Here is a 24,968-nt window from a genome sequence, read left to right as displayed (position 1 = left end):
GCACGCACAATTCGTCGCCTCTCCCGGTTCGCTTACGAGGTTAGCTGTCGGATTCGGGCATGAGAGTTGCCCTACTTGAGCAAGGCTCAAGATTCACCCCTAATGGCAAGCATTCCGTACCTGTTACCGGCCGTATGCCTGGCATTCAATGGTTCCCCCGATTCTCAATTAAGTGAGAATTCAGCGTAATCAATTACGTCGTTTAAGTTTAAGCATGACTCGTATGTTACGCTTGCGACTGCCTTTTGTAAAGGAAACCTATGTACGCTCCGTTCTCGTTTTCGATCAACCCCTGCGATAATAACGCTTACAACCCAGGTATTCGCCAGCAATCTCGCTCTACCTCACTATATGGCTGTTTCTCGCAAATAGGGAAAAGAGCGGATTTACTGGATTCCAGGACATAAGCGGGCTGATACAGAAGCATGACCCGCGCCTGCAGACGCTCAGATGTAGCCGGAGATCATTTCGATGCCGCGTAGCACCAGACCGATGAGAAAGCCGCAGACCGCGCCGTTCACGCGAATCCACTGCAGATCCTGGCCTACCTTGTCTTCAATTAATTCCACGAGCTGATCGTTATCCAGCCGATCGAGATTCTCCTTCACGAAGGCGCCGATCTTGGCGTGATTGCGTTCGATCAAGCCGGCCGCCTGTCCCTTGAGCCATTGCTCGGCATCCGCGATGAGCGCTTCATTCTCCTCCATCCGATTCAGGAAGCGCTCCAGAAACGGCCATGCCTTAGCTGCAAAGTCCTCCGAATGAAGGAATGCAATTCCCTTCTCGCGCAAGTGCTCGAACAGCTTCGTCAGCTCGCCGTCGATATCAAAGGCTTGCAGCAATTCATCGCGAATAACGTCCAGCTGCCCGGATTCCGAGAGCCTGGTAATAAGAAGCTCGAGCGACTCCCGCAGCTTATCCATGACGAGCATGCGGCGCTGCGTATCCGGTACCTTCAGCTCGTGAATTTTGGTTAAAATAAAGGACTGCAGCATCGTTCCGAGCTTATCCTCGTCCAAATAACCGATGAAGGCATTGATCGCGAACGACATCAGCCCGCCGACGTTCAGCCCTTTAACGAGGTTCATGACTGCGTTGCCCAGCTCGCGGCGCATCCCTTCCGTGCTCACCCAAGTCTCGGCGCGCTCCAGCAGCAGATCCAGCATGCGCTCGTCCGTGCCGTTCTCGGCGGCTTTGCGCAGAAACCCGCGCAGCACGGCTTCAAGGTCGATCCGCTTCGCCGCAGCACGGATCTCGCCGGACAGCATCGGCACGATCTTCTCCGCATCTACGCTGCGCAGTACGCTTGTCAGCAGATGGGGCAGACGCTCGCTGTGGACGGCTGAATGCAAGGCGCTTCGAACGGCGGGCAGCAGCTGCTTGGCCAGCTCGATCTGCGTCAGCTTCTCGATCATGCTCTCTTTGGCAAGCAGACGGTCTTCCAGAACGCGCACGATGCCCTCCGACATTTTCTTCCGGTTGCGCGGCAGGAGTGCCGTATGCGGTATAGGGATGCCGAGCGGATGGCGGAATAACGCCGTTACGGCGAACCAGTCCGCGAGTCCGCCAATGACGCCGGCCTCAAACCCCGCATGCAGCAGTCCGAGCCCTCCCGTACGGAACGGAATCGTCGCCGCGAAGCCCGCAGCCATCACACCGAGCGATATATTCGCGATTTGCCTGTTTTTCTTAGATTCCTTCGCCATGATCTTCCTCCTAGGATTGCTCTTTACACCATACCACTACAACCGGATCCGTTGCAAAACTGGGATCATCGCAGGACCCGGCTGGTACACACGTCCTGTTAAGCCCGCTGCAGGTTCACCGGAGCAGCCGCTCGTGGGCGACCATGCGATGTAAGGTTATGGGAACACGCCAAGCAAAACAAGGACGCAAAAACGCCGCCATCGCCACTGCGATGTGGCGATGGCGGCGTTTTGTCGTGACTAGCGGTTCTTCCAGCGTTCCAGCTTGGGGATGCCTCGCGTGAACAAGCCTGTCGTGAATTTCGGAAAACCCATGCTTACGAGCTTCTCTTTGACCCGTTCCTTCATCCCTTCCGCCGTCAGCTCAGGCAGCGTGAAGCTGCCGTTCACGTAACAGTGGCTGCAGTATTTCATGCTTTTCGAGCCGTTCGCTTCCGTACCGTTCTTATCGCCTTTCGCAATCGGCATGCCGCAGCTTTGGCAGTTCTTATACGCGTTCGCGATCATTCCACTGTCCCCTCTCGTAATCGTTTACGTTCATTATAGAGCATGAGCGGAAGGCCTGTATATCGTAAACGCGGCGCTTATACAGTTGCGCATCAATCCGCGTCCGGTTAAGATAGATTTAAGTTCAAAAGTTAAAGCGGTTTAATTTTAGTTGAATATGAATCCTTTTTGTTTGTCGTTTTCACATCAGATGATGACCCTGCCAAAGGCCATTAGATCGGATAGCTTCGATCCGTCGCCTAGCTTCAGCGTGGAGATATGTTTCACTATCTATCACCTATACAATCATATGCCTGACCGCTGTATTGTAATATCGCTATGCCAAGACGAACGGTCCGCAAGGCATCCATACTTTTGATTAATCCGGAATGCTTTTCTTCAAAAGTTAAAGCGCTATAAGTATGATCACGCCATTACCATTATCGGAAAGCAGGCTGCCCTCGCATGAAAATCAGTATTTTCGACGTTGCCAAGAAATCAGGACTGTCCGTCGTCACGGTATCCCGCGTGCTGAACGGCGCGGAATCGGTGCGCGAGAGCAACCGGCAGAAGGTGCTCGCCGCGATGAAAGAGCTGGACTATCGGCCAAGCGCAGCGGCCCGCAGCCTTGCGAAGGGCAAGACGGGCATTATCGGCCTCATTCTGACCACGCTGCAGGATTCGTTCTTTGACGCCATCATTAACGAGCTTAATCGCATCCTATCGTCGCACGGCTACTTCCTCGCGCTATCGGTATCCACGGAGACGGAGCAGGGCGAAGAGCACTATCTCATTCAAGAGGACCGGGTGGACGGCATTATCCTGCTCTCACCTCTCGCGGAGGACCGCTTCGTCATGGAGATCAAGCGGCGAAATATCCCCTACGTGCTCATCGACAATCAACAACCGGAGCATGATGCCAATGCCGTCAACGTTGATAACAGCAAAGGCGGTTATATGGCATCGAAGCATCTCATCGAGCTCGGACATACCTCGATCGCGCATCTCAGCGGCAGCGAATGCTTCCGAAGCACACGGGAACGCCGCGACGGGTTCCTGCTCGCGCTCCGTGAGGCAGGCCTTGAGCCTTTCGAGCTCGCGCCCGGCGATTACGATACGGAATTCGGCTACCAGACCGCGAAGCGCTGGGCAGAAGCCAACCAGCTTCCCACTGCGGTATTTGCAGGGGACGATTACATTGCCGCCGGCGTCATTAACGCTTTAACGGAGGCCGGCGCAGCGGTCCCCGGCGACGTGGCCGTGATCGGCTACGACGACCAGCGGATCGCCTCGCAGCTCCGCCCTTTCCTTACCACGATCCGGCAGCCGGCGGATACCATTGCCGCCGCAGCAGCCGACATGCTGCTGAAACGACTGGACGGCACCTTGAAGCGCGCCTCCGGCGTCCGGGTGGAGCCCTCGCTTATTGAACGCCAGACCACCGCCGGACCTCGTTCTTCATCCCGGCCGCATACCCATAGAAATTAAGGAGCTGGAGCACATGCCCTATTATCTTGGCATTGACGGCGGCGGCAGCAAGACGCATGCGCTGCTGACCGACGAGCACGGCTTTGTGCTTGGCAAAGGCCAGAGCGGCAACGGCAATCACCAGATCGACGCCGCGGAAGCCAAGCGGCATCTGGCCGGCGCCGTGAACGAAGCGCTGAAGTCCGCGGGCGTGAAGCATGACGACGTGCAGCACGCGTACTTCGGGCTGGCGGGCGCCGACCGCGAAACGGATTACCGCATCCTGCGGCCTTTGGTCGCGGCGATCGGCCTTCCCCGCCATTCCATCGACTGCGACACGATGATCGGACTTCGCGCGGGCACAGATCGTCCTTACGGCATTTCCGTCATCTGCGGCACCGGGACGAACTGCGCGGGCCGCAATCGCTTCGGCGAGCATCTGCAGATCGGCGGCTTCAATTATATGTACGGCGATTTCGGCGGCGGCGGCGCGCTCAATATTGAGGTATTCCGCTCCGTCGTCCGCGCCTGGGACGGACGCGACGAGCCTACGCTCCTCACGGACCCGCTTCTCCGCCTGCTTGGGTATGCCAGCGTCGAGGCGATGTTCAACGATTACCTCGACCATAACAAGACCGTGCCCGTCGACGCCGCTAAGCTGCTGTTCGAGGCCGCGGCGATAGGGGACGCAGCTTCGCTTGCCATTCTGCGACGCCAAGGAACAGAGCTGGGCCAAGCAGCCGCAGCCGTCGCGAGACGGCTTGGCATGTCGCAGGACGTCTTCGACGTCGTCCTGGCAGGAAGCTTGCTGACCCGCGGCGACACCGGCGGCTGGATTCGCGGCCCGCTGGAGGAGCTTGTGCATGCCGCGGCGCCTGGCGCTTCCGTCGCCCTGCTTAAGGTGGATCCTGTCTTCGGCGCTGTATGGTCCGCGATGGAAGCAGACGGGGGAACGATTGCGCCTGAGGTGTGCGAGCGGATGCGGGCGCTTGGTGATTTTGCAGCTATCTAAGCCTTGACCAAAATCGATAGAACAGGATGTGGCCAGCATGAGTAAAGGATTGAAAGTTGCCGTCATCGGGGGCGGTTCCTCGTACACCCCGGAGCTGGTGGAAGGATTTATCCGTTTCCATCAGGAGCTGCCGATTAAAGAGCTGTGGCTTGTCGATATCGAGGCAGGGCTTCATAAGCTGAGCATCGTGGGGAATTTGGCCAAACGGATGGTCGAGCAGTCCGGCCTGCCCATTGACGTGCACCTGACGACAGACCGCAGGGAGGCGATTCGGGATGCCGATTTCATCAGTACGCAGATGCGTGTCGGGATGCTGGAAGCCCGCGGCCGCGATGAGTCCATCCCGCTCAAATACGGGGTCATCGGGCAGGAAACGACCGGCCCCGGAGGCATGATGAAGGCGCTGCGGACGATCCCGGTGCTGCTTGATATTTGCCGCGATATGGAGGAGCTTGCTCCGAACGCATGGCTGCTCAATTTCACCAACCCTGCCGGTATGGTGACGGAGGCCATTCATACCTATACCAACGTTCGCAGCGTCGGATTGTGCAATGCTCCCATCGGCTTGACCAAATGGCTGTCGCAGACGTACAATACGCCGCCCGCCCAAATTTATACGGAATTCGTCGGTCTTAATCATCTGCACTGGGTCACGCGGGTTGACGTGAACGGCGAAGACAAGCTTCCGGAGCTGCTGAATAATCCTGCGGGGTTTACCGGCAAAAACGTGCCGCAAAACGGCTGGAATCCTGATTTCCTCCGCTCGCTCGGCGGGCTGCCGTCCTATTATCTGAAATACTTCTACATGACCGACGAGATGCTGGCGGAGCAGCAGGAAGCGCTTCTGCGCGATGGCCACCGCGCAGCTGTCGTCAAACGCGTCGAGGATGAGCTGTTCCGGCTCTACAGCGATCCGGAGCTGAACGAGAAGCCGAAGCAGCTGGAGCAGCGCGGCGGCGCCTTCTATTCCGAAGCGGCGGTCAACCTGATGAAGTCACTTCATAACGGCACGAACGACATTCAGACGCTCAATGTCGCGAACCGCGGCGTAATCGACTTCCTGCCGGTGGAAGCGGCCATTGAGGTCAACTGCGTCGTGACGCGGAACGGTCCGCTTCCGCTGCCGCTCACGCGAGTTCCCGCGCATGTGAAGGGTCTGATCCATGCGGTCAAAACCTACGAGCAGCTGGCCATTCGCGCAGCGGTCACCGGAGACCGGGATCTCGCGCTGCAGGCGATGGTCCACCATCCGCTTGTGCCGAACGTGAACACTGCCATTCCGCTGCTGAACGAGATGCTGGAGGCGAACAAAGCGTATTTGCCGCAGTTCTTCCCGCAGGGATAAGCGCTGCCGCATGCATGATAGGCAAGAAAGCCGCCGGAGACTTGTCCGGCGGCCTTCTTATATGCTTGGGAGCGATTATGGAACGATCGTCACTCGTCGTTTCCCTGGGATGCTCTGTACATAACGACAAATTCGGTTGAACCCTTCGTAAATTGGGCGGTCTCAATGAATTGAAAATGTCGATACAGCCGTATAGCTCGCTGATTAAACGCTGCAACCGTTAATCGCAAAGGCTTATTGGCATATTGCTCCTTAATCGATCTGAGCACGAAGGAAAGGAATTCGTTCCCTTTCCCCATTCCTGTCCGATCAGGTCTCATTCCGAGTCCGATATCGAGATACGAATCCACATAGTCGTAACTTTCGCTCGGAACTTGGGCCGAGCTGCCCACGCAATAGAAACCGAGCAGCCCATCGTGATTATCGAATACCGTATAATAGTTGCCCGCCAGAAGTTCCTGGACGGCTTCAGGCGTCGATTCATGATCGTAGAAATGATACGGCTGCTCGTATCTCCATTTCACGATCGACTCCGCATCCTCCGTCCGCATCTTCTCCGCATGAACATTCATAAACAGACGTCCTTTCCGATAGCCGTGCCGTGCTTACGTTATAACGCTGCAGCAGCCCTAGCGCTCCGCCAGAAACTGCTGCCTGTACTCCGTTGGCGTGACGTTCATCTTCTTGCGGAACACCTGCGTGAAATGCCTGACGTCGCCGTAACCGATACGTTCCGCGATCTCCGCAAGCTTCAGGCTCTGCTGCTGCAGCAGCTCCTTGGCCTGCTCGATGCGCAGGCTGATGACGTAGTCCTTATAGCCCTGGCCCGTCTTTTGTTTAAACAGCTGGCTGAAATAAATCGGGTTCAGGAACACGACGGAAGCAACTTTCTCCAGCGACAGCTCCTCGTTGTAGTGCGCCTTCAAATACTGCAGCGCGACCTCGATCGCTTTATCGCCGCTGCCTTCCAGCCCATCCGGGCTCGTCGCCCCAGCCGCATGCCGCAGCCACTTCACTTCCGCGGCGATGCGCTGAAAATCATCGATTTCGCCGGAATACGTAATATGGAACGGCACCTTCAAGTAGTGGCCCAAATGGGTCTTGAGCTCCGAAAGCAGCTTCATTTCTGCCTCCGCGCCTTCGGACTGAACGACGCCTAGCAGGCTTTGCCGGTCGAAATTGACCACGAACCCCTGCCCGTGGCGCTCGACCAGCTCGGAGAGCACGTTCTCGATAATAAAATGCTCCAGGTGCACCTGTTTGACCGCTTCCTCGATATGCACCATGATGAGCTTGAACCGCGGGAAATGCAAGGCAATCGGCTCGATGTCGATATTGCCCGTATCGAGACCTGTGGCCAGTCGCTGAAACACCGCCTCGCGGAGATACTTTAAATTCGTCTTCAGCATCTCCCCTTCACGAGAGAGCTTCGTCTCGACCTTAGCTTCGTTGACCAACTGGTCTATCAGCTCGACGAGCCGCTCCTTGCCGATCGGCTTCAGCAGATAGTCCTTCGCTCCGAGCCGCACCGCCTTCTGGGCGAAAGAAAATTCGGAATGCGCCGAAATAACGACCCATTTCACGTGGGGGTATTTGCGGCGTGACATCTTCATGAACTCCAGGCCGTCAATGCCCGGCATCAGAATATCGGTCAGAACGATGTCGACAGGATGACTGTCCATGATTTTGACCGCTTCCTCCGCCGAGGCGGCTAGGTGCACCGTATGTTCTGGGAAAGCCCGCTTGATCGTTCGTTTCACGCCTTCGCGGATAACGTTCTCGTCATCCGTGATAAGAATGCTCACTTCCATGGACAGCTCCTCCCTCCTTCGTGATCGGCCGCGGGACCGTTATGATCGCCGTCGTCCCGACATTCGGCTCGCTTCTTAGCTCCAGCCCGTAAGCTTCGCCGTACATGTGGCGAATGCGCCGCTGCAAATTGACGAGTCCGATGCCGCCGCCTCGTCTGCCCTCATCCTCGTATTCCCTGCGAACCGGCCCGTCCGGCCGGCTCAGCATCGCGTTTAATCGGTCGCGCGTGTCCGCACTCATCCCGACGCCGTTGTCCTCGATCATGATACGCAGATGGCGCTCCGCTTCCTTCGTATACACGCGCAGCATGCCCGGACGGTCGACAAGCGGCTCCAGGCCGTGCTTGACGGCATTCTCGATGATAGGCTGCAGCGTCATTTTAGGCAGCGGAATGTTCAGCCACGGATCGGCTGCATCCACATCGACGGTAAGCCTGCCCTCAAGCCGCGTCACGATAATCGTCAAATAATGCTTCGTCTGCTCGATCTCCTCACGGAGGCTGACGGCCGCGCCCTCATCCCAATGGCTGCTGTAGCGGAATAACCGGGACAGCGACAGCACCACCTTGCCGAGACGGTCATGTCCCTTCTCGTCCAGCATCCAATAAATCATGTCCAGCGTATTGTACAGAAAATGCGGATTGACCTGGGACTGCAGCGCATGCAGCTCCGCGTTCTTCTCGCTGACGGACGATATCTTCACTCGCTCGATAAGCTCCGCAATTCGATTAACCATCTGATTAAAGGAGGCCACCAAAATATTGATTTCCTGATACGAGGTCACGTTCAGCGAACCGCGGAAGTTTCCGATCTCGACCTGCTTCATCTCCGAAATCAACCGCTTGAGCGGCGATGAAATGGTCCGGGAAAAAATCGTCGCCAGCAGCGTCGATACCATGACGAGAATCGCGCCGACGATGATTAGAAACCGCTTCGTCTCCACCAGCTCCACGTTCAAATCCTGATCCGGCGTTACGCTGAGCACCGTCCAGTCGGCATAAGGCAGCATGGACGCCACGACCAGCTGGCCGTCGCTCTCCGCTACGACCGGCATGCCATCCGCTGGACGCGGTAGTTTTGCAAGCCACGGCTCATCCCACGCCTGAGCGGTCGTCGAGATTACGCTGCCGCTGCTCGACATCAGGTACACCTGGCTGTGCGCGCCGAGCTTCAGGTTGTCCATCGCGGCAGTGATCGCCTGCGGACTCGTCTCGAACAGCGCAATGCCGACAGGCCTATGATTGTTCAAATCGAAGATGGGGCGCCCGAACGCGAAGACCGCGTCGCTCTCCACCTGATCAATGATCGAATGCTTATAAACGCCGAGCCAGACCATGTCGCCCGTCGACTGCTTGATTTCGCTGTACCAGCTGCTCTCGGCGAAATGAGGATCGATTACATTGCCGTAATTGCCGTAGTTATACACTTTCCCTTGGTCGGTCAAAACATGAATGCCGATAATATCTTCCTTCGACAGGAAGACCGCGGCCAAGATATTCGTAATGGCCTTATCATTAAAATAATCGACAGCAGGGCTGTCGACTGAAGGATTGCTCAAAATACGAGCCAAATCATTATTGCCGATGACGGACTTCGACAGACTGTCGTACCCTTTCAGAAGAAGATCGAACAGCCCTGCCGTCTGCGATACGTTCTGCTTCGAGAGGCTGCTGATCTTCTCATGAAATTGTACCGTCGTCCGGTTATAGTACAGAATGCTGACCGTCAGCACAATAGCCGACATGCTGACCAGAAACAGCATGAACAGCCGATATTGAATGGAATGAAATCCACGTGCCACTAGCGATACCGCCCTTCCCTCCAGCAGCACTCTTCCTCATTACCCTTTGACCGCGCCGGCTACCATGCCCTTCGTAATTTTCTCGGAGAGCGTGAAATAGATAATCAGCACCGGAAGCGCTCCAAGCACGAGGAATGCGCCGATTGCGCCATAGTTGACGTTGTACTGGCTCACAAAAGTATATATGCCAAACGGGAGAGTTTTCAACTTCTCGGACGAGATAAAGGTCGCGGCCATGATATATTCGTTCCAAATCGTGATGAACGTCAGAATGACGACCGTCATGATCGGCGGCACTGAGATTGGCAGGATGATGCTGCGGAAGATCCGATAGACGCTTGCACCGTCAATGAACGCCGATTCTTCGATCTCGGCTGGAATGCCCTTCATGAAGCCGCTCATAATGAAGACGGCAATCGGCGTCGAGAACGCGATATACGGTAGAATGAGGGCCCAACGCGTATCGAGAAGATGCAGATTTTTGAAAATGAGCAGCAGCGGCAGCAGCGTTGCCTGCAGCGGAATCATCATACCGAGCAGGAAAATGAGCGAAACGATGGGTGCCAGCTTCCATTTGAAACGCGAGATCGCATAAGCGGCCATGGATGCGAGCACGATGACGCATAGCAGCGTCACGAGCGTGACAAGCACGCTGTTTCCGAGGTATTGCAGATAATGACCGCTCTTGTAAGCGTCTCTATAGTTACCCCATTGCGGCCACGTCGGCAGCGAGAAGAAGCTGGATCCAAGGATCTGCTCGTTCGTCTTGAGCGAGTACATAATCAGCCAAAACAATGGGTAAATTTGCGTAATGACGAGGATCCCGAGAAGTAGATACACGAGCCATTTTGAGATTGCCTTCATGATTCCGTTCTCCCTTCTAGCTGTACTTCGCTTCGACTTTTTTGAACACGAAATTGATAACGACCGTAAACACCAGACACACGAACACCAGGAAGGTTGCAAGCGCGCTTCCGTAGCCGTATTTGAACGACAGGAAGGACATGTTGTACATGTGCGATGCGATCGTATCCGTCGCGTGCGCAGGACCGCCGCCGGTCATAACCCAGACCAGATCGAATGCCTGCAAAGAGCCGATGAACGCGAGTACGATAGAAATTTTGAAGATCGGAACAGCCATCGGGTACGTAATGTACCAGTCGGATTTGAAGCCTTCGGCGCCGTCGATTTTAGCCGCTTCGTAGACTTCCTGCGGAATGTTCTGCACGCCCGTGAATTGAATGAGCAAATGGTAACCGAAGTATTGCCAAAGCGAAACGAAATAAAGCGCGTAAATGGCGATTTTGGGCTCCGTGAGCCAAGAGTGCGTCCAGCTGTCAAGCCCGACTGCGATCAGAATGCTGTTCAGCATGCCGCCTGTCTCCGCTGGATTATAGATGGTTTTCCACAATTGGCCGATGATGACGACGGACAAGATAACAGGTACGAAATAAATTGAAACGAGTGTGTTTGCTTTCTTAACGTAGCGATTCATCAGTGCTGCGACAAACAGACAAACCGGAATTTCAGCCATCGAAAATACGGAATACATCAGGGTACGCCTAACAGAGGGCCAGAAATTCGCATCATGGGCGAACATCGTTTTAAAGTTGTCTAACCCGATGAATTTCGCCGTATTGATGCCGTCCCAATCCAGCAGGCTGTCGTAAACAGAAACGACGATCGGCACAAATACAAGACCGACATAGATAATCAGACACGGCAGGACGAATAAGGCGATTGTACGGGCCGGGACTTTTAAAACATTCACTGGGGTAGCCTCCTGATTGTAAAGAATGAAACATCGGCTTCTTAATAGAGAACCGCTGTTTTTATTTAATAAAGCCGATTTAGGGTGGAGCAGCCTGAGCGCCTCCACCCACCATCGACTTGTTCGTTCATGCCTTATTTATTCGAATCGAATGCCGATTGGTGCTCTGCTGCTACCGCTGCAGGATCTACCTTTTGAACGAACATGTTTTGGATGCTGGAAAGGTGAGCTTGCGCGATCGCCGGTTTCATCGTGTTGTCGAATGCCAGGTCGCCGCCTTTAACGTTTTGGAACAGACCCAGCACGTCTTGAGCCAGCTGCGAGTAGCCTGCCGCTTTGAAGTCGCCCGTGATGATTTGGCCGCTGCCGACTGCGTTTTTCAGCTCGAATTGTTTCTTCGGCATTTCCGTCATGAAGTAGTTCAGGAAGTCCTTCGTTTCTTTCAGGTGCTTGCTGTTAGCGGATACCGCGAACGCGCTGCCTGGTGCAAGCATGAATTGGTCAGGATCGCCTTTGCCGCCGACTGTCGGGAATTTGAAAACGCCGACTTTGCTGCCTACGGAAGAAGCGTCGATGGCGCCAGTTTCCCACGTACCCATGATCATCATAGCTGCTTTGCCTGTTTTGAAGATGTTGCCGCCTGTGTTGTAATCGATCGACGTTGCGCCTTCTTCAAACGCTTTCGCTTGAATCAGATCTTGGAATTTGGAAACCGCATCTGTAAACGCCGCGTCTTTGAAGGTTTTTTTGCCGTCCAGCACGTCCTGCAGGAAGCCAGGGCCGCCGTTCGTGCGAAGCAGGATGTTCATGAACAAGAACGAGCCTGTCCAAGAATCTTTCTCGCCGATCGCAATTGGCGTGATGCCTTTCGCTTTCAGCTTCTTCACGTCGTCCACGAGCTCTTCGTACGTCGTAGGCGTTGCCGTGATGCCGGCTTGCGTGAACAGGTCTTTATTGTAGTAAACGACTTCGATGTTGTTGCCGTCAGGCAGCGCGTATACGTTATTATCGAAGCTGTAATAGTCGAGAAGGCCTTTTTGGAACGTATCTTTCAAGCCGTTCTGGTCGAGCATGTCGTTCAGTGGCGCAAACAGCTTTGCGTCTACGAAAGGCTTCATTTGTGCCGCCGGATTCACGATTGTAATGTCCGGTATTTCTTTGGAAGCGGCTTGCGTTTTGAGCTTCAGCTTCTGTTGGTCCGTATTGAGGGAGTCAAGCTCGATCGTTACGTTCGAGTGGTCCTTCTGATATTGGTCTACAATCTCGTGAAGCATTTTATAGGATGGCGTCGCCGGATCCGGATAGATGTTTTGGAAGGTGATTTTCACTTTCTCGCCGCTGCTTGCATTCCCGCCGCCGTTCGTACCTGCGTTTGTATTTGAATTTGCCGAGTTGTTGCTGTCCGTTTTGCTTCCGCAAGCGGTAGCGCCTACAAGAAGTACTGCGGCTGTCAATGCGAATGCCGCTGTTTTAGTCGATTTTTTAACCATCTGTTAATCCCCCTTGGGTTAATATACGCTAATTATCATGTACCAAGCCCTTTCCAACAATGCGCGAAATCAAGGAATGAGGTTTGCTTTTTTAAGATGCTATTCACGCTGGCTGCCTTAAAATATCACCGGATCTGGGCGGATTACCCTTGTTAGGAGGAGGCAAGAAATGTGGGGTTTCGCTTCATGGCTGCCATTCATGCTATCATGAAAGCAAAGAAGATGACCGCTATGAATAGAGAGGAAGCTGTATATGGAAAACATCCGCAATATTTATTGCGTTGGCCGCAATTATGCCCTTCATGCGAAGGAGCTTGGCAACGACGTGCCGAAGGAGCCGATGATCTTCGCCAAGCCGACGCATGCGCTGCAGCCGGCAACCGGCAAAATCACGGTGCCGGGAACGATCGGCAGCGTGGATTATGAAGCCGAGCTCGTTGTGCGCATCGGCGCCGGCTACAAGCCTGGCATGACCGTCTCCGACATCGTCGACGGCATCACGCTCGGCCTTGATCTCACCGCGCGCGACGTGCAGACGGGGCTCAAGGAAAGACGCCATCCGTGGCTGCTAGCCAAAGGCTTTCTCGGCTCCGCCGTTCTGGCCCCGTTTCAGCCGTACCCTGGCGAGGCTGCATTAGCCGGGTTAACCTTTAATCTCATTAAGAATGATACAGTCGTGCAGACCGGCTCGCCGCTGGATATGATCTTCTCCATTCAGCAATTGATCGACTTCATCGGCCCGCGCATGGGGCTTGGTGCAGGCGATATCCTCTTCACCGGCACGCCTGCGGGCGTAGGCCAGATTGCGGATGGCGACACGCTGGAGATGAAGCTGACGGTCGACGGCAGAGAAGAAACGTTCGGTCCGATGTACGTGGACATGGCCTGAGCGCGGAAGAACACAAATAAGGGCAGCCTCGCCGTCAATGAGAATTGACGTCCGGGCTGCCCTTATGCTCTTGCTCTTTACTCGTACATTTTAAGCGAATTCAGGTTGATCGCTGTCACCTTGCCATTCTTCAGCTCGAACTCCAGCGCGCTGCGCCTCGTTTTATCGATATAGCCGATCGTGTCCGACTTCCCTTTGCTCCGCGTGTAGAAGCGCTCTCCGTACATCTTCACCACATCTGCCTTGGCATCGCCGAGCTTTACGCCCTTAGCCGTCTTCGACGCCGGCCCAAGCGAATAGCCCAGCACCTCGTCGTCCATGGACGTATATTGATACGCCTCGTACATGAAGATAAAGCTCCGCCCGCCGTCGTTTAGCGTCCGCAGCGGCTTTCCTTGGCTCTTCACCAGCTCCTGCTCGCTCATGCCCAGCCGGACCTCACTGCCACCGTCCTGCTCGGCGCTCAAATCCGTCGACTGCACCCCGTCGAAGTAGGTGAGCGGCGTCTCGCTTCTGCCTCCGCAGCCTGCCAGGAGCAGCATGACGCCGAGCATGCAAGCCAGCAAGGCGAAGCCTCTATTCAAACGTATCATTTTCTCTCCCCTTTACGAGCTGTCGCCTACTACCCTTCGGCGACTGTAACGCCGAATCCTGCCCCCATAGCACGCAAAAAGGCACGAACTTGTTACAGTTCGCGCCCCGCCTTGATTTCTATTCCCGATGTGCCGCGTTGATTCCCGACTGCGAGGCATCCCCCGACGCCTGATAGGCGATGACTATGATTTCCTCCGAGGTCTGCTTGCGCAGCTCGCTCTCGAACTGCTGCAGCTGAGCCAGCGCCGCGCCGTCCAATTGGGCCGGTTTATAATCCATTCGCGTCCCTCCTCACATAGTTGGCCTAAAGAGGCCATGCTATGTTTCAGTGTTGACGGGAAAGCCGGCTCTTATGCAGGCAGATCAATCAGCATAAACTGCGCATCCTTCTTGCCCTGAATGTCCAGCTTGGACAAATCCGTAATGCGCGCCGAATCGCTCTTCGCGAGCGTATACTCGCCGTTCAGCGTCACCTCTCCGCGCATGACGAAGACGAAGATTTTGCGGGATGCATCGCCTTCGAAGGTTACCGATACCCCGTCGTCCGGTTCGGAGAGGTAGATCGTCATATCCTGGTGAATCGAGACGATGGATTCGCCCGGAATGGATTTGGATACGATCGGGAGCAGCGCGTTCTTCATCCCTTGCTGGTCATACTTCTTCTGCTCGTATGACGGCTTAAGACCCTTCGCTTCCGGCAAAAACCACATTTGGAGCAAATTCGTTACTTCCGTCTCGGACGAATTCACCTCGGAGTGCAGAATGCCTGTTCCCGCACTCATGCGCTGCACTTCGCCAGGGCGCATAATCTCGGAAGCCCCCGTATTGTCTTCGTGTTTCACTTCACCGTGCATGACGACCGTCACGATCTCCATGTCCCGGTGCGGATGCGTGCCGAAGCCGCGGGTCGGCTGGATGAAATCTTCGTTGAACACGCGGAGCGGACCAAAATTCACATTGCCTGGATCGTAATAATCCGCAAATGAGAAACTAAAATTAAATTGAAGCCAGCCCAAATCACCTGAAAATCGGGAAGCAGCCGGATAAACGTCAATCATGCTTAACACGCTCCTTAGAGAGAAATAGTTGAGATCGCAAACCTAATTTTCAGCTATGCTTATTAACTTACTTTATGTAAGCATCATAGGTGTGGTATAGTAACATTGTCAAGGAGGGGTATTCATGGATCACTTGTATATTCGCCACACTGTCGGCGGCCGGCTGTTTCTGGATTCCAAGAAACACGAGACGAATTTCACGGTAGAACCGGCAGGCAGCCGTGAAGGTTGGAAGCTCATCATCGATGTGCCTGATCAGACGCAGGCCGAGGATATTATCCGTCATCACGACGACCTGAACATTTTCTTCGTTCCCGAAGGCTCGGAGAACCGCAAGACGTGGTTTTTCACGACGCACGGACACGTCGAGTACGACGAAGCCGCCAAGCAGGTCATTATTTGGGCCGATGGCCGGATCGACTACGACGTCTAATCCGTTCTACACCCAGCCCCAGAAGAAGCCTTCCCGTTCCCAGGCTGCGCGCCCGCCGTGCAGCTTCTTAAACCGTTTCTTCACTTCCTTATCGATGGACGCATGGCCATTCTCGTTCACATAAATCAGCGCCTCGCCAAAATGCTCCCGAATATAGTCCACCGCCTGCTCCTGCCGCAAAATACCGGCCGACTGCAATTCCCGCAGCATCCACTGTGCCGCTTCTTCCGCTGTATCGGACATCCCGCATTGCCCCCTCTCAAAAAAATTTCCAGCATTTGTTGTTACTTTCTCCCCATGCCGTCGTATCATCTACTACATAAGCACGCCAGCTGGTGTGCCGCGTTTGTCCACATGAGGAGGGAAAATGCATGCAAGTTGTAGAGCCGCATACGAGAAAACCAAGTTTCAACCTAAGACCGCTGATTTGGACCGCCGTTCTGCTGATCGCGGGACTGCTGGTCGCCTTCAACGCCTTCGCAACCGTCCAGTACGGCAACGTCGGACTGTACAAAACGTTCGGTAAATTGAATGATAGCACACTGTCACCGGGCATTCATCTGAAAATCCCTTTCGTGCAGTCCATCATTCAAGTTAACGTGCAGGTGACCAAGGCCGAGACGGACACCTCCGCGTCCTCCAAGGATTTGCAGCCGGTCTCGACGCATGTCGCCGTCAACTATTCCGTCGACAAGGACTCCGCCTATAAGCTGATGAACAACATCGGCGGCTCCTTCGGCAATGTCATTGTGAACCCGGCCATTCAAGAAATCGTCAAGGAAGTGACTGCACGCTACCCCGCGGAGGATTTGATTGCGAAGCGCGATGTCGTCGCCGGCGAGGTGCGGGAGCATCTGACGGCTCGGCTTGCCAGATATAACCTCATCGTAAACGACATTAATATCGTCAATTTCAAGTTCTCCGATGCATTCAACCAATCGATCGAAGCAAAGCAGGTTGCCCAGCAGCAGGCGCTCAAGGCCGAGAACGATCTCAAGCGCGTCCAGATCGAGGCGAAGCAAAAGGTTGCACAGGCGCAGGCGGAAGCCGAATCGCTCAAGCTGAAGAAGCTGGAGGTGACGCCGGAGCTCGTGCAGCTGAAGCAAATCGAAGTGCAGGAGAAAGCCGTGGATAAATGGGACGGCAAGCTGCCTACTGTAACGGGCGGCGCAACGCCGTTCATTGACGTGAACGCGTTCACCGCGGGCACCGGCGCAAGCACCGCTGCACGTGCAGGCGGCAGTTCGGAAGGCGTCGCGGGCGCAGATGCCGGCGCGGACGCAAACTCGGCCGGCGAGACAGCAGCAGCGCAGCCATAAGCTGTCCCCGTGCGGGAATCGAATTTCAAGAAAGAGGCACCGATCAAGCTAACAGCTTGCTCGGTGCCTCTTTTTCTTGCAAGTATTCGCGTAAAACCACTTTGTTTAGCGAATAGCCACTACCTTTGTCAGCCTTGCAGGGAGGTGACCGCTTCACCGCGAATAGGCTAAGCAAAACCACCGGAAGCGAGTGATTAAGAATGGAACTTGTGAAGAGCAAGGACGCCGCTGCATCGCTGAACGTCAGTCAGACGACAGTTAAACGCTGGGCCTCGCACTACCCTGATATTTTTCGCAAAGACCGCTTTGGTCATTATATTTTTAACGAGCGGGATATGAAGCTGCTCGCTTTCATTAAGACCGCCATCGAACAAGGAGAGACGATGGAGCAGATCAAGCTGCCCAGCGAGCCGGCCGAGAAGCCGCGGCTGCAGGACGCTTTCCTCGAGACGGCGGCCAGTGCGGAGCTGCTTCGGCCCGCAGAGGATGATATGCTTACGCGGATTCTCCACATGGAGCGCCGGCTGGATCAGAAGGCCGATGAAGTTGTCAGCGCTCAAATCCTGCAGCACCGCGAAGAGTTGGAAGAGCTGCGCCGCATGATCGACCAGCTGTCCGCCGCGATCGAAATCGTGCGGCAGCCGGCACCATCCAGTGAATACACGCGCAGCACCCCTGAAGCCAAACCGCCCGTCAGCCAACCATCGCGTAAACGCGGGCTTTTCCGCTCCATGTTCATCTGGTTCTAATCGGCTCCGGGTCGCCTCAGCTTAAGGCGGATTGGCATCCGCAGGCAGGATGCCTTCCGTCTTAAGCTCCTTCGACGCTTGAAGCGTACGCTGCAGGACGCTGTAGATCAGAATTGGATCGAACGGTTTGGTCAAATAGTAGTCCATCCCGGCTTCCAGCACCGCATCCTCCACGCCTTTCATCGCATCCGCCGTCATCGCCACAATCGGTGTACCCTTCACATGATCCAGCTGCCTAATCCTTCTTGTCGCTTCATAACCGTCCATGATCGGCATCTGCAAATCCATCAGGATTACATCGTACCGCTTCAGCCCGGCCATGCGCACTGCTTCCTCGCCGTTATCCGCAACGTCGATCAGCATGCCCTTGCCTTTCAGAATCTCCACGGCAACCAGCTGGTTGATACTGTTGTCTTCCACGAGGAGGACGGAAGCACCTTGAAGCAGCGCGAAACGATCGGCTTGCTCCTTCTTCTCATCCAGGCTTTGCTTGGCCGCAATGTGCGGCTGAAGAAGCGATATGACCTCATCGAACAGCTGGGACTGGCTCATCGGATAGAAGAGTACCTTCTCGACCGCGTTCGTAGGCACGCTGCGATAGAGTTCAACATCGTGGTAAGCGCTGATAAGCACGAGCGGACCGGTTTTCTCGGCCATTTCCTGCTTCATCCGTTCGGCCAGCTTCGCCGTATTGCCGCCCTGCAGCTGCCAGTCCAGCATCACCAAGTCATACCGGCTGTGGAGTGTAATATTGTAGATGGCCTCTTGTTCGGAGGCTGCCAGCGTCACGATGAACTTGAACTGCTCCAGCTGATTACGCATCACCTGTTGCATGCCGAGATCGTCGCAAATCAACAGTACGCGCAAAAACTTCATATGTATGTCCCTGCCGGCAAACGGCAGGAGCGAAGAACTTGAGCTTGTTTGGAAAAAGGCGTTGAAGAAAAACCGGCTCCCTTCGCCCTCCGCACTCTCCACCTCTAATGTGCCGCCCATGAGCTCGGCAAATTTCCGGCTGATGGCAAGGCCCAGGCCCGTACCGCCGTACTGCCTGGTCGTGGACATATCAGCCTGCGTGAACGTCCGGAACAGCTTCTTATGCTGTTCGGGGCTGATGCCGATACCCGTATCCCGCACCGAGAAATGCAGTTGAACCTCGTCGGCGTTTCTCGATACCATCTCTACCGAAATGGTGATTTCCCCTTCATGGGTGAATTTCAGTGCATTGTTTATCAGGTTGAGCAAGATTTGCTTCAGCCGCAGCGGGTCGCCCTTCAGCACTTGAGGCACGCGATGGTCGATGACGATATGCAGCTTCAGCTCCTTCTCGAATGCTTTGACCGCCACCATATCGGAGATATCATGGATGACCTCATAAAGATTAAAATCAACCTGTTCCAGCACTACTTTCCCCGCTTCGATCTTGGAGAAATCGAGGATATCGTCGATAATGCCGAGCAGGCTGCGCGTCGAGAGAATCGACTTGCCGACATAGTCTCGCTGCACTTCATTCAGCGGCGTATTCTGCAGCAAATAGTTAAGCCCCAGAATGATATTAATCGGGGTCCGAATCTCGTGGCTCATCTGCGCCAGGAACTGGCTCTTCGCTTGGTTCGCGCCATCTGCGTCCAGCTTCAGCTTCCAGTCCGTTAAATCGTGGAACGATACTTCTATGCAGGATTTTCCCTTGAAAGTCATCGGCACCATCGTTACCGAATAGCTGCGCGGCTCTTCGCCGCCGAACCAAATGTCCAGCTCGCAGCGCTGCAGCACCCGCATTACCGCCGTCTCTTGAAAATGCCTCTCCCACTCCGCCTCGTCGCTGACCGTGACCAAGTCCGTCAGCTTCTTATCGTCGATTTCCGTTATATCCGGCCCCAGCATAGACGTAAACTGCGTATTCGCCGACATGATGCGGCCTTCCGGATCGAAGCCAATAAAGATATCCGATGAATGTTCGACGATCGAACGGTAGCGTTCCTCGCTCTCCCTCAGACGTTCCTCCGCCTGCTTCCAATCCGTTATATCCGTGCTGGAGAGAATGATTTCCGTGACAATGCCGTTTTCGAAAACAGGCTGCAGGCTGTTGAACATCCGAAGATTGCTGTACGCGAGTTCGAAGGTCGTCTCCTTCCCCTGGAAGGCTATGTCGAAATAGCCCGCTATGGATTCAATTTGGCTCGGCGCGAGACCTTTCAAATCATTCAGCCGATTGTTGATCATTTCGTCATAGCTCCAGCCATACCTATACAGGAGCTGCCCTTCTACGAGGGCGAAACGGTAGGCGCCCTCCGGGTCACGGATGATTTTCGCCGTCAGGCCAGACTGAAGATGAAGCAGTCGGTGCATCTCATCGCGTGCGGCGCGGTTCGCGCTCTCGAGCGCATGGGCCCGAATGCGGTAGTCGAGCAGCTTAGCGATTGTAATTACACCGATCAAATTAAATAGACAGAAATTGACCAATGCGGTTGTGGGGAGATGAATCATCGCGGGACTTAGCACGAGCATGCCGAGATCTAGTGCCAGAATTGGATAGATCCATTTTCGCCAATAGTTCCGTTCCTTATGGTGAATAAGTGCATTAGCGGCTAATAAGACAACCATAAGAATGACCGCCCCCCACGATCCAACCGTAACGGGGTAGAAGGACAGCCTGAACAATAGGATAAGAACTCCAGCCAGGCTTGCAGAGGAGAGCCCCCCGAAATAGGCAGCGGTGAGCACGGTAACGAACCGCAAATCAATGCGCGCGCCGTCTCCCACCTGAACCCCGTAATAGACGAGAACAGCCCCGAACAAGCCCTGCAGCAATCCAAGCTGAAGCTTATATTTCCACGTATGCTTCCGACTGTTGTTCAGAAGCAGCCTGCTGGATAATAACGTAACGACGGTCATTAATGCTGCGTTTACGATAAAATCTTTCCACATTGCAGCTCACCTGTCCCCTAGTTATCTGTTACTGGAGGATTTCGACAGGATTCGAGTTTTTTCCTGCCTGTGGAAGAAAGGTCTTCAAGCTGCTGTAGAATCGGTCTCGTCAGCGATAGCAAGCAAAAAGAGACCCGCAGCAACGGGCTGCGGGTCTTAAGAAAAACTATATTAAAAGGGGGGTTGGTCTTAGTATAGGCGCCGAATATTAAGGGAAGATGAAAATCACATGTCAGGCGGATTACATTTCCGTTGCAGAACCTGTCAATTTGGAGCCAATTTTTGCAATACAAGCTGCCTTACAACCGTTTCTCAAGTTAAATGAGAAAAAGAAAAAGGCGCAGTCTCCGAATTAGCAGAGCACCATCGCCTTTTTCATGTTGGACCTATTCCCAGCCGTTATGCCGGTTGCATGCACTTGCACTAATACGTCTTGCTCTCCAGTTCATTCAGTGCCCTGAACGTGTACCCCTGCTCCCTTGCCGCGTCGATGATTCGGCCAAGCGCATCGGCATTGTCCTTCGACACGGAATGCAGCAGAATCACAGCCCCCGGATGCAGCTGCGCCATGACGTTGTCGTAGGCGTATTTCCAGCCCCGCTGCGCGCTCGGCTCCCAGTCCCGGTAAGCGATTGACCAGAACACGCTCGTGTACCCCTGCTCCTTGCTCACCGCAAGCACCCGATCGCTGAAGATGCCTCTCGGCGGCCGAAGGAACGGCATGTCCTTCTGCCCGGTTAGATCGGCGACGGCTGTCTTCACTTTCGCGAGCTCCATACCGATCTGCCCATTGGAAATCACGCTCATATCGGGATGGCTCCATGAGTGGTTGCCGATGAGATGACCCTCCGCCGCCATGCGTTTGACGAGCTCCGGCTTGTCCTTTACGTAATGGCCGGTCACGAAGAAAATCGCCGGTACGCCCTTCGCCTTGAGCACGTCCAGGATGCCCGGCGTATAGCCGTTCTCATAGCCGTTGTCGAAGGTCAGATACAGCTCCCGCTGCTTCGTATCCCCCAGGAAAATCGCTCCGTGCTGCTGCAATATCGTCTGGAAGCCTTCTTCTTTAATGGATGGCAGCGCTCCGCCGACGCTCTTCTTAAATCCAAAATGGTAAGGTCCGCCGGCCGGTGCTGCACCTGCGGGCTTCAGCAGCATCAGGCAGGATACGATTCCGAGCGCTGCAAGGAGGATGATCCATTCTTGACGTTTGATCATTGTTTTCACCACTTTCCTGCTTGAACGTTTCATGTTTCACTCCCTTATTATGCCGCAGGCATCGGTAAATTATGTGAAACGAACCAATCGCAGCGGCGGGAAATTAGCAGCTCGGGTGTGTTAAACTACAAGAATGGAATCTGTTCAAATGGGAGTGAGCACAACGATGGCGTTATATCGCCGATTAGTGACGAATGAGGATTTTACGGAGGCGATGGAGCGTCAGTTCAAGCTCCGCGTCTACAAAGACGATCATATTATTGACTCCGGCGGCATGATTATCCGCTTCGACGACGCCATCGTCGTCTGCCAGTCCAGCGTCAGCGATGTCGCTTATCATGATCGGACCGCCTGTGAGTTTTTCGAAATTCGCAGGCGTTAGGACGAGTCGGGCTTCATTTGCCGCGCCGGCCCGTACATCGAGGCTCGCCGGCCTTCGCGCAAACGACCTCAGGCAAAAAGGATGCAGCCGTAATTTAACGGCTGCATCCTTTTTGCCTTCCCACTTATTCGGCTTTGCGATTGACCGGCACGTAGATATCCATCTCCCACAGCTCGTTGCCCGGACCACTGCGGCTGTCGTACAGCTCGAACTCCGATTTCCCTGCATGCTCGTAGCCGGAATGCGGGAACCACTCGCTGAAAATAGCCTGCCAGGTGCTTTGAATCGATGACGAGAACTGATCCTCCGGCACTTTAGGCGTCGTAAACACCGCATATTCGGCTTCGCCGAACGCTCGGCATGACAAGCCTTCCGGCACATCTTCAAAATGCTCCGCTTCCATGCCGATCGTATAGATGAACGTTCCTGCCTCCATATTGAAGGTATGGCAGATGCCAAGCTCCACCGGACTGTCCTTGTGTACCCGGTTCGGGATACGCTGCGACCAGCCGTTTCGCAAATACTCCTGCCAGAATGCCGGAATTTGCACGTGGTTCTGCCCTTCGTTCATCGACGTCTGAAGATCGTAGCCAATTACCTTGAAAGCAGGTTTCGTAACGATGCGATACTCCATTTGAATGCCTCCCAAATAAGGATTGTACTTGCGCTGCAGCACGTCCAGCTTGGCATAGTCCGGCGTTCGGATGCCGCGCTTGCGATACGCCGCGGGCGTCATCTCGAACATCCGTTTGAATGCCCGCGTGAACGTTTCGTGACTTTGAAAGCCGTTAGCCAGCGCAATGTCCAGGAGCCGTTCATCCGTATGAGCGATCTGATAAGCGGACCGCGCCAGTCGCCGCCTGCGCACGTAATCCATGATCGTGTCTCCCGCCACAACTTCGAATACGCGGTGAAAATGGAACTCCGAGAAGCCCGCCGTCTTCGCGAGCCGCGGCAAGGACAGATCTTCGTCCAGATACGCCTCCACGTAATCGATGGTCGCTTGAATCCGTCTCAAAATATCCTCATTCATCGGTAGGTTCGGCCCTTTCTCTTGTACTGCACTTATTGTAACGCAGCATGCCTTACGGAAGCTTGACGTTTCTTGCTTTCGTGTCTCTATAGCCTCGGCGAGTCGAACTTTCCTGGGGCATTCGCTAGATTCAGAGACATTCACCCTACCATTTCTGCACCTCTCTGCATCTACTATTACTAGCACGCATAGGAGCACTCGTGAGAAGAAAGCAGGGATGGTAGATGTTGATTGCTAGACAATCAAACTTAAAGGACGGCGCTGCACCGGACCAAGCGGAAAGCAGCCGCTCGGCCAGCAGCAGCGCCGTCCTACGCACGTCTGTCGCGAGGAAACCGCAGCGCAAGCCTTCGGGGAACATTTCGCCCAAACGGCCGAACTGCAAGCAAAGGGCAAGGGCAAGGGGCAGCACAAGAATTGTATTTACCACAGGGGTGCTTCGAATCAATCCCGACACGACGTTCGTCCTGGTTGATCTGGTCAACATGGGCTCGAATGTTGCGTCCAATATCTCCATCCAAGTCTTGGATTGGTCGACCGGCAGGCCCTACGCACTCCCGTTGACCCCTTGGAATATGAACGAAAGCTTGCTTTCGATTGCCCCATTTACATCGATTTACGTGTACGCGGACGACTCTACCGTCGAATTCAAGTATGAGGTGCGCATTGCTCGGTCGGCTGCAAGCCGAAACGTCATCATGATGGAGGCTGACGATGCCGACAACCGCTAGCAGGCGCGCCAGGAGCGCTCAGAGCACACCATGCCCTGATTGCTGCTGGGCAAAATCCCGCTCTCCCCCGCTGCGCTGATCAGCAACGCAGGGCAGCAGCACTTACGCAGGCCCGATCGGCTGAATCTCAATCCGGTGCCAGACGGCACGCCAGTTCTTCTTCGCCATTCGATTCTCATAAAGGCCGAACATCGCCGGATGCGCTTGAACATACGGCGTCGGTCGGACGATCATGAGCACGAGATCATCAATGCCGCAAGGCGCAGCCAGGCGCATATCGCCTTTGTCATCCATCGACAAGCCAAGCGCCGTGACCGTCTCGGGAAACTTCGAGATCGCATCGACGGAGGAAGCGTACGGCGGATTGCCGTTCAACGTATGCATCCTCGCTTGATTCTTAACGGACCAAGGAACATCGGGCATGACCACCCTCAGCTGCCGCTCGAATTCCTTCTCCGCGGCCTCATCCGTGGATTCGGAGTCGAAATAAACGATATCCACATCCGGCAGCGGCGTCCGCACCTCGAAACCATGAAGCGTATCCCACACCTTGGACCGCACAAAGCCCGCGCACGCCCACCAGTCCGGTAATGCAAGCGAGCGGGCGGCCCGCAGCACGTCCATCATCCATTCATCTTCGGCTGCGAGCCGGATAATATCCCGTTCATTCATCATCATCGAAGCCGCTCCTTCACACGCGAACATATATTCCTATTATACACCAGCATCCATTGGCTTCAACCTG

General features: G+C 54.8%; 25 protein-coding genes and 1 riboswitch. Of the genes, 9 read left to right on the top strand and 16 right to left on the bottom strand.

Annotated features, from left to right (window positions below; genetic code table 11):
• Nucleotides 1-13: 13 nt before the first annotated feature.
• Nucleotides 14-196, bottom strand: a riboswitch (cyclic di-AMP (ydaO/yuaA leader).
• A 250-nt stretch (nucleotides 197-446) separates the two neighbouring features.
• Complete coding sequence (locus tag KXU80_RS21125; protein ID WP_219835114.1) at nucleotides 447-1,706, bottom strand: DUF445 domain-containing protein; 1,260 nt, start codon at nucleotides 1,704-1,706, stop codon at nucleotides 447-449.
• Between the two features lie 240 nt (nucleotides 1,707-1,946).
• The gene (locus tag KXU80_RS21120) at nucleotides 1,947-2,213 is read right to left on the bottom strand and encodes a zinc ribbon domain-containing protein (RefSeq protein ID WP_258171087.1); all 267 of its coding nucleotides are present in this window, start codon (nucleotides 2,211-2,213) and stop codon (nucleotides 1,947-1,949) included.
• Nucleotides 2,214-2,657: 444 nt separating this feature from the next.
• Between KXU80_RS21120 and KXU80_RS21115 the strand changes: the two genes are divergently transcribed.
• From KXU80_RS21115 to KXU80_RS21105, 3 genes are read left to right on the top strand one after another with little or no spacing between them, the layout of a single operon-like run.
• Entirely contained in the window at nucleotides 2,658-3,680 is a 1,023-nt protein-coding gene (locus tag KXU80_RS21115) for a LacI family DNA-binding transcriptional regulator (protein ID WP_219835113.1), read from the top strand.
• Between the two features lie 13 nt (nucleotides 3,681-3,693).
• Nucleotides 3,694-4,671 (top strand): N-acetylglucosamine kinase, encoded by a 978-nt coding sequence (locus KXU80_RS21110; RefSeq protein ID WP_219835112.1) that lies wholly within the window; start codon nucleotides 3,694-3,696, stop codon nucleotides 4,669-4,671.
• Nucleotides 4,672-4,708: 37 nt separating this feature from the next.
• On the top strand, nucleotides 4,709-6,016 hold the full coding sequence (locus tag KXU80_RS21105; RefSeq protein WP_219835111.1) for a 6-phospho-beta-glucosidase: 1,308 nt from the start codon (nucleotides 4,709-4,711) through the stop codon (nucleotides 6,014-6,016).
• An 89-nt stretch (nucleotides 6,017-6,105) separates the two neighbouring features.
• On the opposite strand, the gene KXU80_RS21100 is transcribed toward KXU80_RS21105, so the two are convergent.
• From KXU80_RS21100 to KXU80_RS21075, 6 genes are all read right to left on the bottom strand, one after another.
• Nucleotides 6,106-6,588 (bottom strand): GNAT family N-acetyltransferase, encoded by a 483-nt coding sequence (locus KXU80_RS21100; protein ID WP_219835110.1) that lies wholly within the window; start codon nucleotides 6,586-6,588, stop codon nucleotides 6,106-6,108.
• Between the two features lie 57 nt (nucleotides 6,589-6,645).
• Nucleotides 6,646-7,821 carry a response regulator gene (locus KXU80_RS21095; protein ID WP_219839141.1) on the bottom strand — a complete coding sequence of 392 codons (1,176 nt, stop codon included), beginning with the start codon at nucleotides 7,819-7,821 and terminating at the stop codon, nucleotides 6,646-6,648.
• Nucleotides 7,799-9,628 (bottom strand): sensor histidine kinase, encoded by a 1,830-nt coding sequence (locus KXU80_RS21090; protein WP_219835109.1) that lies wholly within the window; start codon nucleotides 9,626-9,628, stop codon nucleotides 7,799-7,801. Before KXU80_RS21090 ends, KXU80_RS21095 begins: the two co-directional genes overlap by 23 nt.
• 39 nt (nucleotides 9,629-9,667) lie before the next feature.
• On the bottom strand, nucleotides 9,668-10,492 hold the full coding sequence (locus KXU80_RS21085; RefSeq protein ID WP_219835108.1) for a carbohydrate ABC transporter permease: 825 nt from the start codon (nucleotides 10,490-10,492) through the stop codon (nucleotides 9,668-9,670).
• Between the two features lie 16 nt (nucleotides 10,493-10,508).
• Nucleotides 10,509-11,399, bottom strand: a complete 891-nt coding sequence (locus KXU80_RS21080; protein ID WP_219835107.1) for a carbohydrate ABC transporter permease — start codon at nucleotides 11,397-11,399, stop codon at nucleotides 10,509-10,511.
• Nucleotides 11,400-11,533: 134 nt separating this feature from the next.
• Entirely contained in the window at nucleotides 11,534-12,889 is a 1,356-nt protein-coding gene (locus KXU80_RS21075; RefSeq protein WP_219835106.1) for an extracellular solute-binding protein, read from the bottom strand.
• Between the two features lie 253 nt (nucleotides 12,890-13,142).
• On the opposite strand from KXU80_RS21075, the gene KXU80_RS21070 reads away from it, so the two are divergent.
• Entirely contained in the window at nucleotides 13,143-13,778 is a 636-nt protein-coding gene (locus tag KXU80_RS21070) for a fumarylacetoacetate hydrolase family protein (RefSeq protein WP_219835105.1), read from the top strand.
• A 77-nt stretch (nucleotides 13,779-13,855) separates the two neighbouring features.
• Here KXU80_RS21070 and KXU80_RS21065 read toward each other — a convergent pair whose 3' ends face one another.
• From KXU80_RS21065 to KXU80_RS21055, 3 genes are all read right to left on the bottom strand, one after another.
• The gene (locus tag KXU80_RS21065) at nucleotides 13,856-14,371 is read right to left on the bottom strand and encodes a hypothetical protein (protein WP_219835104.1); all 516 of its coding nucleotides are present in this window, start codon (nucleotides 14,369-14,371) and stop codon (nucleotides 13,856-13,858) included.
• Nucleotides 14,372-14,489: 118 nt separating this feature from the next.
• Nucleotides 14,490-14,651, bottom strand: a complete 162-nt coding sequence (locus KXU80_RS21060) for a hypothetical protein (protein ID WP_219835103.1) — start codon at nucleotides 14,649-14,651, stop codon at nucleotides 14,490-14,492.
• A 71-nt stretch (nucleotides 14,652-14,722) separates the two neighbouring features.
• Nucleotides 14,723-15,430, bottom strand: coding sequence for a pirin family protein (locus KXU80_RS21055; RefSeq protein WP_219835102.1), 708 nt, complete (start codon nucleotides 15,428-15,430; stop codon nucleotides 14,723-14,725).
• Nucleotides 15,431-15,554: 124 nt separating this feature from the next.
• On the opposite strand from KXU80_RS21055, the gene KXU80_RS21050 reads away from it, so the two are divergent.
• Entirely contained in the window at nucleotides 15,555-15,863 is a 309-nt protein-coding gene (locus KXU80_RS21050; RefSeq protein ID WP_219835101.1) for a hypothetical protein, read from the top strand.
• 6 nt (nucleotides 15,864-15,869) lie between these two features.
• On the opposite strand, the gene KXU80_RS21045 is transcribed toward KXU80_RS21050, so the two are convergent.
• Complete coding sequence (locus tag KXU80_RS21045; RefSeq protein ID WP_219835100.1) at nucleotides 15,870-16,106, bottom strand: DUF6953 family protein; 237 nt, start codon at nucleotides 16,104-16,106, stop codon at nucleotides 15,870-15,872.
• Nucleotides 16,107-16,234: 128 nt separating this feature from the next.
• Between KXU80_RS21045 and KXU80_RS21040 the strand changes: the two genes are divergently transcribed.
• Nucleotides 16,235-17,182, top strand: coding sequence for a prohibitin family protein (locus KXU80_RS21040; RefSeq protein ID WP_219835099.1), 948 nt, complete (start codon nucleotides 16,235-16,237; stop codon nucleotides 17,180-17,182).
• A gap of 200 nt (nucleotides 17,183-17,382) precedes the next feature.
• Complete coding sequence (locus KXU80_RS21035) at nucleotides 17,383-17,931, top strand: MerR family transcriptional regulator (RefSeq protein ID WP_219835098.1); 549 nt, start codon at nucleotides 17,383-17,385, stop codon at nucleotides 17,929-17,931.
• A gap of 21 nt (nucleotides 17,932-17,952) precedes the next feature.
• Here the strand turns inward: KXU80_RS21035 and KXU80_RS21030 are convergent, their stop codons facing one another.
• Nucleotides 17,953-20,859, bottom strand: coding sequence for a response regulator (locus tag KXU80_RS21030; protein ID WP_219835097.1), 2,907 nt, complete (start codon nucleotides 20,857-20,859; stop codon nucleotides 17,953-17,955).
• A gap of 423 nt (nucleotides 20,860-21,282) precedes the next feature.
• Nucleotides 21,283-22,077, bottom strand: a complete 795-nt coding sequence (pdaA, locus tag KXU80_RS21025; RefSeq protein WP_219835096.1) for a delta-lactam-biosynthetic de-N-acetylase — start codon at nucleotides 22,075-22,077, stop codon at nucleotides 21,283-21,285.
• Between the two features lie 166 nt (nucleotides 22,078-22,243).
• Here pdaA and KXU80_RS21020 point away from each other — a divergent pair, with 166 nt between their 5' ends.
• Nucleotides 22,244-22,459: a hypothetical protein gene (locus KXU80_RS21020; protein ID WP_219835095.1), complete on the top strand. Its 216-nt coding sequence runs from the start codon at nucleotides 22,244-22,246 to the stop codon at nucleotides 22,457-22,459.
• A 124-nt stretch (nucleotides 22,460-22,583) separates the two neighbouring features.
• Here KXU80_RS21020 and KXU80_RS21015 read toward each other — a convergent pair whose 3' ends face one another.
• The gene (locus tag KXU80_RS21015) at nucleotides 22,584-23,492 is read right to left on the bottom strand and encodes an AraC family transcriptional regulator (RefSeq protein ID WP_219835094.1); all 909 of its coding nucleotides are present in this window, start codon (nucleotides 23,490-23,492) and stop codon (nucleotides 22,584-22,586) included.
• 224 nt (nucleotides 23,493-23,716) lie between these two features.
• Here KXU80_RS21015 and KXU80_RS21010 point away from each other — a divergent pair, with 224 nt between their 5' ends.
• Nucleotides 23,717-24,223 carry a hypothetical protein gene (locus tag KXU80_RS21010; RefSeq protein WP_219835093.1) on the top strand — a complete coding sequence of 169 codons (507 nt, stop codon included), beginning with the start codon at nucleotides 23,717-23,719 and terminating at the stop codon, nucleotides 24,221-24,223.
• Between the two features lie 102 nt (nucleotides 24,224-24,325).
• On the opposite strand, the gene KXU80_RS21005 is transcribed toward KXU80_RS21010, so the two are convergent.
• Complete coding sequence (locus KXU80_RS21005; protein ID WP_219835092.1) at nucleotides 24,326-24,901, bottom strand: nucleotidyltransferase family protein; 576 nt, start codon at nucleotides 24,899-24,901, stop codon at nucleotides 24,326-24,328.
• Nucleotides 24,902-24,968: the final 67 nt, after the last annotated feature.

The sequence above is a fragment of the Paenibacillus sp. R14(2021) genome (assembly GCF_019431355.1).
GTDB lineage: Bacteria > Bacillota > Bacilli > Paenibacillales > Paenibacillaceae > Paenibacillus_Z.
Note: the sequence above shows the minus strand (reverse complement) of the source record. Positions and strands in the feature narration are given on the sequence as shown.